The organism is Paenibacillus sp. 01T442 (assembly GCF_056398345.1).
On record NZ_JBFTPF010000012.1, the window covers coordinates 73,943 to 85,996 of the forward strand.

At 50.3% G+C, this 12,054-nt stretch carries 8 protein-coding genes; 2 read left to right on the forward strand and 6 right to left on the reverse strand.

The window, feature by feature from the left end:
- Window position 1: 1 nt before the first annotated feature.
- Window positions 2-418, reverse strand: a complete 417-nt coding sequence (locus tag AC1DLM_RS12720; RefSeq protein ID WP_477570129.1) for a BlaI/MecI/CopY family transcriptional regulator — start codon at window positions 416-418, stop codon at window positions 2-4.
- 174 nt (window positions 419-592) lie between these two features.
- On the opposite strand from AC1DLM_RS12720, the gene AC1DLM_RS12725 reads away from it, so the two are divergent.
- Both AC1DLM_RS12725 and AC1DLM_RS12730 read left to right on the forward strand, forming a co-directional pair.
- Entirely contained in the window at window positions 593-1,375 is a 783-nt protein-coding gene (locus tag AC1DLM_RS12725) for a pirin family protein (RefSeq protein ID WP_477570130.1), read from the forward strand.
- Window positions 1,376-1,939: 564 nt separating this feature from the next.
- Window positions 1,940-2,758: a (2Fe-2S)-binding protein gene (locus AC1DLM_RS12730; protein WP_477570131.1), complete on the forward strand. Its 819-nt coding sequence runs from the start codon at window positions 1,940-1,942 to the stop codon at window positions 2,756-2,758.
- A gap of 585 nt (window positions 2,759-3,343) precedes the next feature.
- Here the strand turns inward: AC1DLM_RS12730 and AC1DLM_RS12735 are convergent.
- The 5 genes from AC1DLM_RS12735 to AC1DLM_RS12755 form a co-directional block, all read right to left on the reverse strand.
- Window positions 3,344-5,866, reverse strand: coding sequence for a trypsin-like peptidase domain-containing protein (locus AC1DLM_RS12735; protein WP_477570132.1), 2,523 nt, complete (start codon window positions 5,864-5,866; stop codon window positions 3,344-3,346).
- A 95-nt stretch (window positions 5,867-5,961) separates the two neighbouring features.
- On the reverse strand, window positions 5,962-6,771 hold the full coding sequence (gene fdhD / locus AC1DLM_RS12740) for a formate dehydrogenase accessory sulfurtransferase FdhD (protein WP_477570133.1): 810 nt from the start codon (window positions 6,769-6,771) through the stop codon (window positions 5,962-5,964).
- Between the two features lie 2 nt (window positions 6,772-6,773).
- A complete protein-coding gene (locus AC1DLM_RS12745) occupies window positions 6,774-9,131 on the reverse strand; it encodes an FdhF/YdeP family oxidoreductase (RefSeq protein ID WP_477570134.1) in 2,358 nt (785 codons plus the stop codon).
- A 573-nt stretch (window positions 9,132-9,704) separates the two neighbouring features.
- The gene (locus tag AC1DLM_RS12750) at window positions 9,705-10,073 is read right to left on the reverse strand and encodes a Na-translocating system protein MpsC family protein (RefSeq protein WP_441989706.1); all 369 of its coding nucleotides are present in this window, start codon (window positions 10,071-10,073) and stop codon (window positions 9,705-9,707) included.
- Between the two features lie 204 nt (window positions 10,074-10,277).
- A complete protein-coding gene (locus tag AC1DLM_RS12755; RefSeq protein WP_477570135.1) occupies window positions 10,278-12,047 on the reverse strand; it encodes a methyl-accepting chemotaxis protein in 1,770 nt (589 codons plus the stop codon).
- Between the last annotated feature and the right edge of the window lie 7 nt (window positions 12,048-12,054).

Sequence of the window (12,054 nt, forward strand, 5' to 3'; positions counted from 1 at the left end):
GTTATCGATCCCTTTTCAGAAGTAGAATATGCTGCTCCAACTGGTCGAGTAGCTCAGGGTCCACTTTATCGAGCGCATCAACCATATGGGTTACTGCCAACGAGCCAAATTGTTCAATGAGGTCATACGTCAGCTCTTTGGATTGCGTGTCCATGAATTCTTCAATCGTTATAACAGGCTTATAGTGAAACGACCTGGCAACGGAACGCTTTTGTAAAATCTTTTTGTCCACGAGGCGGTTCATCACCGTCATCACGGTATTGAAATTAATCGCTTTGTCTTCGTCCAGCTTTTGTTGKACGTCTTTGATCGTCATTTCCGAGGGGCTGGTCCAGAGAATTTCCATAATTTTAGACTCTAGTGGACYGAAAAAGCGGTTAAGTCCGCTTTCCTTTAATTTAAAGTTTTGCATTTTCACGTTAGCCACACTCCTTACACTATAAATTGTAGTGTGATCATAGTACGGAAGTCAAGAAGCACCACGATGTGTGAGCGACATGCTTTGAAATTACTTTGACATCTCCTTAATTTCGCGATATAATACTTACATAAAGTTAGTTATTAAAAATAAGTTAGTTAAGGAGTGGTTCTGATGAGCATTCACATATATTCGGTAAGTGAGCAAGGCGTAGGCGCATTCGATGGAGGTAAATTCGTCGAACAACGGGCTATCAGCTTTCCCGGCGAAAAGACAGCGGTAGATCGTGTCGGCCCTCTATTCTACTGGGCATGGGGCAAAGCAACCGATGTATCGGAAATCGGCATGCACCCGCACAAAGCGTTCGAAATCGTCACGTACGTGATCGACGGACTTGTCGAGCACCGCGATTCCCTCGGCTCTTTGGAAACCGTGACGAACGGCGGTGCGCAAGTGATTCAAGCGGGTTCAGGTATTTATCACGCCGAGGCCTTCCGCAGAGCGGGCAGCGAGGCGATGCAGATTTGGTTTGAACCGCATTTGAGTGAGACTGGGAAAAAGCCGGCTGCCTACCATCAATACCAGCATGAGTTATTCCCCGTTAGCCAAGCTGCTGGTGCAACCGTGAAAAAAGTGATCGGCGGAGAGGCTCCCATCCAGTTGGATACAGATGCGCTGATGTATGATTGGGAGATTGAGCCTGGTGCGTCGTTCAGCTATGAGTTGGAGCTGGGACGCAGGCTAGCTTTCCTCGTGATTCGCGGGGATGGTGTGGGGAGGGTTGTTGGGCTAGAGCAGGAGCAGGAGCAGAAAACCCTGTCCCACAAGGATTTTGTGGTAGCGCAAGCGGCAGGTGAGGGCGAAGCTCTTCACCTGGTGGCGGGCAGCGAGCAAGCCCTGCGGATCATTGCCATTGACGTACCAGAAGATCCAGGCTACGCCTTGTATCGGAAGTAAGTAGTTCTCTGCGCACCTCCTCATCCGTAAGGATGGGGAGGTGTTGTGTTTTAACTCCTCCTCCTATTTACTTCATTCCTGTAACTCCATCAGGTAGCTAGCAACTACTTCGTACCTCCAACTCCATCACAACAACTAACAACTACTTCATTTCACCAACTCCAACACGAGCTCCAACAATTGCCTCATACCTCCAACTTCCATCACAAGCACCAACAACTATCTCATACCGCCATTAGCCAGCACTCTTCTCAGAATAACTGGATTTCCTCCAGCTATTTTGAGCCTTTCCGCCTCTTTTTCAGCAATAGATGGAAAACATGCAGCTAATCTCACGCCTATCCGTCCGAAAGGCCCAAATCAGCGAAATTAGCTGTACTTTTTCCATCTAACCTGGCGAATCAGAGAAATCGGGCTAAATTACATGGACTTTTTCCATGTATTTGTAGGATTCGCCTTCCTTTTTTGGAAAAAACCAAATTGACACTTTCGTCACGTCTCTTGTATGATCAAAGGAATTATTATGATAATGATAATCATTCTTATATTTGGAGTGTGCTGACGATGCCCATCGAAACAAACGTCGATTTTTCGCTAGTTGAGATGTACTTTCATATTTCACCAAAAGGAATGGAAGAACCCCTCCTGCACATTCCTGCGCGGCAGCTCCTAGATGGACCCGTGATGCTGGACGTCCTGCAGCAAGGGCAAGCGCTGCTCCGCGGCAAAGGATTGGACATTTCTGCATCGTACTTGGGACTTACGCTTTTCAATCTGGTGGCAACGATCCACCTGTTTCTCGCTCAGTACAATCAATGGTTGGATTTGGAGTTAGATCATCTCGCACTTGAAATCGAGAATCATGGCGACCATGCACATGTCGGATATCAAATTGTAAATGTACAATGGAAGGAAGTTCCGACAGAAGATCGTGACCTGTTCATTGAGTTGGAGATGCGCAAGCTGTTCGCAACCCTCATCACGCCAATGATTACGATCATCGCGGAGCAAGCGAAAGTGAATCAAGCTATGATCTGGAATCAATTCGCTGCGCGCATGACATTCGTACGTGACTATGTGTTGGAAAATGACCCACGTCCCCACGTCCGCGAACAGTTCTCTGCCGATTATGAGGTGTTGACGAAACAGTTGACGGCCGATGTTTTTGGTCGCAAAGTAAATCCGTTCGTCCATGAGCCGAAGTACATAGATAGCCCCTATCAAKAAGGTAAAAAAATTCTGATGCGCTCCTCCTGTTGTATGTACTACCGCCGCGAAGAAGGAACAAAGTGCTTCAGTTGCCCGATCCTCAAGGAATCGCTTCGCGAGGAAATGTTCATTGAGATCAAAAGCAAGCAGGCGAGCGCGGCTACAGCTGGATAAAGAAGATTGGAATATGCAAGCCCCTGAGGAATTTTCCTCGGGGGCTTTGGTCTGTTTAGCTAGTTGGAAGGGCGTTGGCGTTGCGGTTGGTTGGGTCAAGTGCGAGTACTGACTCTGTGCTGGTAGGTGGCAGGCGCAAGGAGAGTGTCGTCCCTGAGATACGTACAAGTTTCTTAAACATAAGCTGTTATTCCMACGAAACGGAACGTAGATCCCCTATTTGGGTGAAAACAACGAATCTCGCCTCGAAACGTTACGTCAGTAACTTATTTGTTCAAAAAGCGGTGCTAAACCCAGCAAAAGAGGAAAATAGCGGATCTACGTTCCCTTAACCCCGAAAAGAGGCCATTTCTTCAACAAATAGCGCACTGACGTTCCGTAAATGGCGGGGATCATTACTGGCTGGGGGAGCAAACTCCACGAAGCGGCGAGCCTAGAATCCCGTGGCTGCGCTTATTCTTATAAGCATTCATACTTAGAAGTACGCCTCAGTACACCCGCATCACAACTGCCGCACATCCCCCAAACAGAAAAAGCAGCGGGATTCCCGCTGCTTTTCCCTACTCCACTCGCTCGAGCGAGGCTCTACTTCCCGCCCGTACCGTTCACTAAGGTGAATGAATCGAACGCCTTGTTCAGCCGCGCCACATTCGCATCCGTGCTCACTGCAGCATCCATACGAAGCGTCACCGTATACGTGACTTGCTTGCGATTAAACACATAGACCGTCTCGGCGTACGGAATGTGCGCTTTTGAATAGCTCACCGTGTACTTCTTCGCTTTCACATCACCGAAAAGCGTAACATCCTCTGACGAGTACGTGTAGTCACTATCATTGGTGTGACTGACTTTGTGCTCCTCTTCGGCATCCTTCAAGACTTCGGCGTAAGCCTTCTTGCTGTCTGCCTCTACACGTAAGTAACCACCTGTGAAGGTAAAGGACTTCGTCGCCTGATCGTTACCATCGTAAGAGCGGTTCGTTGTCCAATTTTCAGGAATACGCACGGTATAGTTGAACTTCTCGTTCTTATATAGCGTTGAACGATCCGGATCGGCAAGCTCATCTAAATCCTGAATGAAGCCAAGCTCCCCATCCATCGTTTCTTTATCCACGGAGATCGACGCCACCACGTTTTCCCAGATCTTCTTCAGCTCATCACCTTGATCATCTTGCGGATAGGCCAATTGCACTTTATATTTATACTTGTCTTTGATGAAAAAGAGCGAACTTCCCGCATCCCACTCGTCTCCCAAGGAACTCGCAAAATCTACTTTCCACGCTGGCACACCGTCTACGGTTAACTCTACTGGCTTGTCTACACGGCGATAATCCGCCTTATATTTGGCCTCAAACTCTTTAATCCCTCGGCCAACCCAATCCGACAGGGTATCACCTGAAGACGCTGAAGTTACATACACATGAATCGTTTGCGAATAATCCTCATTGTAAAAGGAGTTGCTTCCACGATGATCCTGCTCCCAATCCGCAGGCAAATCGATCGATAACCCATACTCACTCGTATAGGTTACATCATCAGAATTAAAGACTGAAATGTCCTTCAGAGAGTTATCTGCCGTATTAAAAGCAAGCTTAAAGCTATCTAACAAATCATTAAAGCTGTTTTGCTTGGAACGATTCGTGTATTGTTCTTTGGTTACGAAAAGCTTAACCATATACAAACGACCACCATGCAGGTAGCCTCGCGTCTGGATATAGCCATCTTCACCGGATCGGCTCACGATTTTGGCATAAGGACTTTCTGCCCGCTTCACATATTGACGTTCCAGAATCGTCGCACTATCCCCATAGCCCGAATATTCACTACTATTATCACCTGCGAGTTTGTTCAAAAGAGCCGCTGCCGACAGCTCATCACTTTGGTCACTGTCTACGTGAATAGAAAGCGCGAATTCGCCCTTCGCATCAACGAAGCTTACGGTATCACCGTCGTCGGATTGTTGTCTTTTGACAAGACCCGCCGGGTACTTCATGGACCAGCCGAAATGGCTGTCGCCAATCTTCGTTTTACCGCTGTCCGCATCCAAAGAACTTCCCTCGGTATCTTCTGTTAAAGTCGCTTCTGCACTGTGCAATTCACCAAGCTTCACAGTTTTGGTCAACGTCGAGCTTCCAGCCTGAAGCTTAATATCCACGGATTGGCCTGGCAAATACTTTTTAATCGCCTCGTTGTAATCGACGAGTGTTTTGACCGAGTTAGGGCCTACAGAAACTAAAATTTCATCTTGTTCAATTCCCGCTTCAGCCGCAGGTGAATCTGCGCCCACGTAAGTTACTCGGAGCCCGGTCGAACTCGGCAAGCCAACAACGGCTTCCCAGCTCTCTTCTAATTCCAGCCCTGTATAAGCGCGCTTCACTTTGCCATACAATTCAAAATGCTTCAAAACATATTTCACTGTATCTACAGGTATAGCGAATCCTAGATTTTCTACACCAATATCGGCGTATTTCATCGTATTAATCCCAATGACTTCGCCCTTCATATTGATCAAAGCGCCCCCGCTATTGCCCGGGTTAATGGCTGCGTCTGTTTGAATCAGCTGATACTGCGAGCTCACCGAACGATCGAGACCGCTGACAATACCCACGGTTACAGAGTTACGTAAAGCGAACGAAATCGGGGTACCAATCGCAGCTACCGTTTCACCAACTTTGATGTCCGAGGAGGAGGCAAAGGTGGCCGGTTGGAGGCCAGAGGCGTCGATTTTGACAAGCGCCAGATCGCTCTCCTCATCAATATTCGAGGCATGCCCGCGATAGGTTGTCCCTTCGGAGGTCACGACGACGATATTTTTCATATTTTTCACCACATGAGCATTCGTAACAATCACACCGTTGGAGGCCACAATGACACCCGTCCCGTGTGCAAGGTTAAAGCGATTCTTCTCTAATGACTTATCCATCTCMGAGGATGGTTTTCCTATAATGGCGACCACGGAAGGTGAGGCTTTCTCGATAACCTGCGGAATCTCTGCGTTAATTTCAGCAGCGTAAACATGCGAAGACATCGGCTGTGCACACGTCACAAGTATGAAAGCTGCGACCAGCGAAATGCTCCCTTTTTTCATCCAAACTTTCCAATTCCCCATTATGTCGTTCCTCTCTTAACAAAAGTTGGCAATAGCTAGAATCTAGCACAATTCTGGTAGAGAGACAATATAAATATTTCCACAAAAAGGTAACTTTATCGACATTCTGCAATGCGCTCGGGATGCGTGTACACGGTTAAATGGTCCTTCCGAATAAAGCCAACCACTGTAATCCCAAGATCGTGAGCGAGTCGAAGAGCTAGATCGGTCGGTGCTGATTTGGACAAAAGGAGGCCGACGCCGATTTTCGACGTCTTCAACACAACCTCGGAAGAGACTCTTCCGCTGAAAGCGAGAACCTTATCCCGAACCGGAATCCGCTCCCTAAGGATGTGTCCGTATATTTTATCAAGCGCGTTATGCCTGCCGATATCTGCTCGGGTAACTCGAAGCTCACTGACCGTGCACAGCGCTGCGTTATGTAACCCTCCTGTCGCCCGAAATTCCGCGGATTGCTCCTGAAGTTCGCTCATTAAATGAAAGCATTGGGAAATCGTCAGACTGAGCTTCGTGGTCACCGTTTTGGCCGTGCGCATATCATTGTGAAAATAAAACTGGCGGCTTTTCCCGCAACAAGATCCGATGAATCGCTTGGACACCATCTGACGGCTCAGCTGATGAAGATGCCGCAGCTTCACATGAGCGAAGCCGCGATCCTCCTCGAGGGATAGGGATTCGATCTGATTGACAAAACGGATCATCCCTTCGGAAGCAAGAAAACCCGTAACCAAATCTATCGTGTCGCTTGGTGTGTAGACGAGTGTAGCAAACTCTTCACCATCGAGCAGAATCGTCAGAGGTGCTTCGACGGCAATCGTATCCTCCGCTGGAAGCACCTCAGAGCCGTTATAACGGTGAATCGACCATGTTGTGGTCGCAGGCGATGGAAGCTTTTCATCATCCAAGCTCATCCCTCCATCTCCGTTTCCAACTCTAAAATGCGCTTCTCTACATAACGTGTGTCTTTGTGTGCGTGATACGTTTCTGCCTTTTCAACGATAACAGCCGTGTTATACTCCGGAATGCCAGCGAATGGCTCATATACCCCCTTGGGTATTAAACTGTTACCCTCAGGCCAATGCACCTCAATGTTGCCCTGCTTGACATCCGCTTGCTTCACTCTGCCGTGCATGCTGCCAAACCCATTGTAGACCACGATCGCTTCCCCTTCTTTTAAGGCGAGTCCCTTCGCGTCATCTTTATGAATCAGCACGTCGTAGCGATCCGCTTCATTGAACGGATCGACGTCACTGTAGATCATCGAATTGAATTGCTTGCCGCGGCGCGTCGTCACCGCGAAATGCCCCTCCGGCTTCCGCAGCTCCGGAAGCTCGATCGGCAGCAGCCGACCGCTGCCATCCGGCGTCGGACAGACGCCGTCTTCGCACAGCCACGCGCCGCCGGACTGAAACACATCCCCGCGCTCCCGCAGGTGCTGGATGCCGTCGTAGCTCGGCGCGGCCTGCGCGATCTCCGCGCGGATCGCTTCCGCTGTGCTGCAGCCTAGCAGCGCTACGGCTTCGGGCTTCACCCGGCGGGCGAGATCGCCGTAGATGTCCCACTCCGCACGGGCTTCTCCGATGCGGGGGCCAGCGATCTCGGGCGAGAAATACACCATCCGCTCCGTCGAGGTGGATGTGCCTCCCCCAGGCTGCTCGTAGCGCGTCATCGCGGGCAGCACCACTACGGCCTCCCGCGCGTCGAGCAGCGTGGAGGTGTTGAGAATAATGTCCTGGTGGACACGGACATCGATTGATTCTAGGGCTTGCCGGACGAACACTGGGTCCGGCATCGTCTCGAGGAAGTTGCCTCCGGATGTGTAAAACAACCGGAGCTTCCGCTCCTGCTCCTCCGGCAGGAGCGCATTCTCGAGGGTGACGCCGACGATGTCACCCTGCCAGCTCGGCAGCTCGAAGCCCCAGAGCTGCTCGATGCGCTCGCGATCGGCGGCGCTGCTGATCTCGCCGCCCGGCAAGGAGAAGGGATCGGCGCCCATTTCGCCGGATCCCTGCACGCCGCTATGGCCGCGGATGGGCATCAGCCCGCAGTGCTCGCGGCCGAGAAAGCCTCGCAGGAGGGCGAGATTCGCCACCTGCGAGATGTTGTCCGTGCCGAAGCGATGCTGTGTGAGCCCCATGCTCCACACGAATACCGCGCTAGCGGCACGGGCTAGGATTGCAGCGAGCTCGCTGATGCGCTCGCGGGTGAGACCGGACGACTGCGTGAGCGTCGTCCAGTCCTGCTGCGCCACGTGGGCGCGCAGCTCTTCAATGCCGTTCGTGTGCGCAGCCACGAACGCATGGTCAATCGCGGAGCCGGGCTCGCGCGCCTCCATCTCGAACCACACCTTCATGATGCCATTCATGAAGGCAATATCTCCCCCGATGTTGACTTGGTATACATCGTCAGCCAGCTTGGTGCCGAATAACGCTGATTCGGCAATCGAAGGGATCCAGTACTGCTCCATCGACGGCTCGTAGTACGGGTTAATGACGATGATTTTCGTCCCTTTGCGTTTGGCCGCATACATATACTTCGTCGAGACCGGCTGATTGTTCGCGGCCACGCTGCCCCAGAACACAAGGACGTCCGTGCCGATCCAGTCCTTGTAATTGCAAGTCGATGCGCCCACGCCTACGGAGCGCTTCAGTGCCGTCTTCGACGGCGAGTGGCAGATGCGTGAGGCATTGTCGATATTGTTCGTCTCGAGCAATCTCGCTACCTTCGCTGCCACATAGTACGACTCGTTCGTAATCCCTCTCGCCGTTAAATAGAACGCCATCTGCTTCGGGTTCAACCCGCGCATCTTCGACGCAACCGTTTCCAGCGCTTCGTCCCAGGTGGCGCGGCGGAAACGTCGCTCACCTTTCTTCCGAATGAGCGGATAAGGTATGCGTCCGAGCTGGCGAAGCTCGGTGGAGCTCATGCGGCTGAGCTCGTCGATGTCCGCATGAAGCAGCTCCTCGCGAATGGCTGGCATCGTATTCAGCCGCAGGACGTTCAGCCTTGTCGTGCAGATATGCGGCCCCGCCAGCGTTTGATCGTATAGCCCCGACACACCAAGCGCACAGCCGTCGCACACCCCTTGTGTCAAAATCCTCACCGCATAGGGCAGATTATCCCGATTTTGCCATGCGATTTTGGCTGTTTCTCGAATATGTTTCGGCTTCACTTTACCGAGACCGAACGGTATCTTACTGACCCAAAGCTTCGGGTCTGGTTTCGCGGGCAACTTGATCGGCCCTGTGTGCTTCGTTTTCCCCAATTGAAGCGCCTCCCATTGCGTGTATGTATGGCATCACTATGTATTCCCATGTAGTTTGCATGTCCTCTTCCCCAGCCTATTGCGTATTATGCCATCACTATGTATGGCATCTAGTTTGCATGCCCTCTTACCCAGACCATTCCCCACTGCCTCCACAACCAACCGTTGCCCMAAATAACTGCAAAAGTGCAACCTTTCTCCAACAAATTCGCCTGTTTTAGAGAAATAAGTGCAAATCTGCAACTATTTCTGGCGTTTCTGACGTTTGTAGCGTATTTATCACAAAAAGGTTGCCTATTCACAACAATTCCTACTCAGCGAGGAGTCTAGCGTGAAAAGGTTGCCTATTTGCATCTTTGAACGCCTAGAAAGGCCGGCTGAGCACTTAAAGTTTGAACAGCTTGTTAACAACCGCTCCTCGGCTCTCTAGAAGCAAAAAACCACCGCAAAACAACCCCAAGCCCCTCTTTACGAGAAGAGTCTCGGGTTGTCTCACAGTGGTTAGTCTCCGGCAGGTTCGCTACCAAGTGCCAAGCACCTTACTTATGTATATGTAGATGTACGAGCGGATAGTTATCCGTGTCTTGTACTGAACTTCTTTTCCAAATCCTCATCAAAGACGAATATCGACATCCCTATATCCTGCGCAATATCAATATCAACGAACAGCTGAACGAACTTCGCGCCCAGCAGCGCTTCCATCTCTACAGGGGGATGATCCTTGTATATTTCTTTGACCATTTCTGTGCGTGCCGTGCGGAGCATTTGCCTGCCATCGCCCGTCTTCGCCATAAACTTTTCTACGGGAGAAAGGTTTCCTGCCATTTCGCAGATTGCCCAACTTTTGCAGAAGGTCGTCGTCACGCGTTCCGGCCCTTTGCCCATATGCCTCTTACGATACGCTTTTACCAAGTTACTGAATTCGGCCTCCATGCGATTCATTGGTCAGCCACCTTTATGTTTACTAGCTTCATCATAGCAAGAAAGCCCTTACCTGACAACATCATAAAGGCCTATCCGTGTGGCTTACCGTTTACCACTCCCAGGCCATATAATTTCTGGCGTGTCAAAAAAGAGCGATCAAGACATTCGTCTTGTCGCTCCACCGCTCTGTTCAGCCGTTCACCCCCGTGAACCGCTAACATCTCATTCCTTAATCTGAAACTGATGTGCCATCTCCTTAAGTGCTGTCGCCATGTGGTTAAGAGAACTGGAGGATTGCGCAATCTCGTCAATCGTGGCCATTTGTTCTTCCGTTGCAGCGGTAATCGTCTCCGAATTTTTGGCCGACTGCCCGGCAATGCGGTCCAGTTCCTGCAAAGAGGCAGTAATTTCTTCGGAACTTGCCGACATTTGCTCCGCCGCCGCCGAAGCCTCTTGAATTTGGCTCACGACCCCTTGAGCTGTTTCCACAATTTTAGCAAAAGCTGTTCCCGTTTGCTCAATCGCCAACATGCCTTGCTGGAATTCGTCGATGCCTTGGACGGTCGAACTGGAAGCGGACGCAATGTCCACCTGCACTTGACTGACAAGCTCGTTGATCTGCTCGGAAGAGTTCTTCGACATTTCCGCCAGCTTTTTCACCTCGGACGCAACAACCGCAAAACCTCGGCCTTGCTCCCCGGCCCGTGCCGCCTCAATAGATGCATTTAGTGACAACAAGCTCGTTTGTGAGGCGATATCCGACATCATGGTGACAATGCCGCTAATTTCCTGGGAGCGCACATTCAGCGTCTMCATCACCTTGGAGATATTGTTGACCGCTTCCTCCACGGACTGCATTTTGGAAATTGACTGCTCAATAAGCCCGAAGCCGTATTCCGCTTCCGTCTTTGATTGAATTGATGTTTCATAGGCCTGCGAAGACGTATCGGCAATTCGCAGAATTCCCTGCGTCATTTCTTCCATCGCTCTGGAGCTTTGCTCCGTGCTCATCGCTTGTGTTTCGATGCCTGCCGCAATAAGCTGCGTAGACTCTGCAATATTCCTTGAAGCTTGTGTCGTTTCATCAATGGAGGATTGTAGCGTCTCCGAAGCTGCAGAAACTTGATCCGAGCTGTGCATCACTTGCTTCACCAGCGTTTTTAAATTCGTGCTCATCGTCGTAAAATCACTGGCCAGCTTGCCGATTTCATCCCTGTTCTTAATGTACAGCGCATCCGAAGTCAGGTCGCCAGTCGCAACCTTTCGGGCTTCAGCGGCAATTTTTTTAATCGGTATGGAGATATGATTGGAGAAAAGGATAACGCCCAGCGTCCCCAAGACCAAACAAATGAGCAGCATCGTGATCGTGGCATGCAGCATGCGCTTCTGGCCATCATTGTAGTCCTGGTAATAGGAACCGGCTGCGACAATCCAATTCCAATCCGGCACTTTGAGGGCGTAGGCTATCTTCAGCGCCTCTTGGTCACTGTTTGGCAGCGGCCAGTTATAAAAGGTAAACCCGCCGCCATTTTGAGCCTGGCCAATCATATCCTGGATGTAATAAACCCCGTCCGACGACTTTTTATCCCAGATGTTTTGGCCTTCCAGACTCGGATGCGCTTGCAAATCCCCTTTATCGTTTAGGACAAAATAATAGCCGTTGGCGCCCATGTTAATATTACGATTAATCGGTCTTGTCCCATCTGCTTGCTTGCTGCCCAGCATGATGAGCTTCGCGTCTTCTTCCGCTTGCTGCATGGTCAATTGACCATTCTTTACCAGCTCATTCAGTTGATTAATATTTTGGACCATTAGTTTGACGCTGTTCTCCAAGTTTTTCTCAATGAGCTTATCTGTCTCGTCTTTGGCGTTAAAGTAACTGTTAATAGATAAAAACAGCGTAGGGATCAACAACAACAATAGGCAAAAGGCCAAAAGCTTCTTTCGAATTGTAAAGCCCCATTTCAAGGGAGTACTGCCAACTTTCTGCATGTGTTCT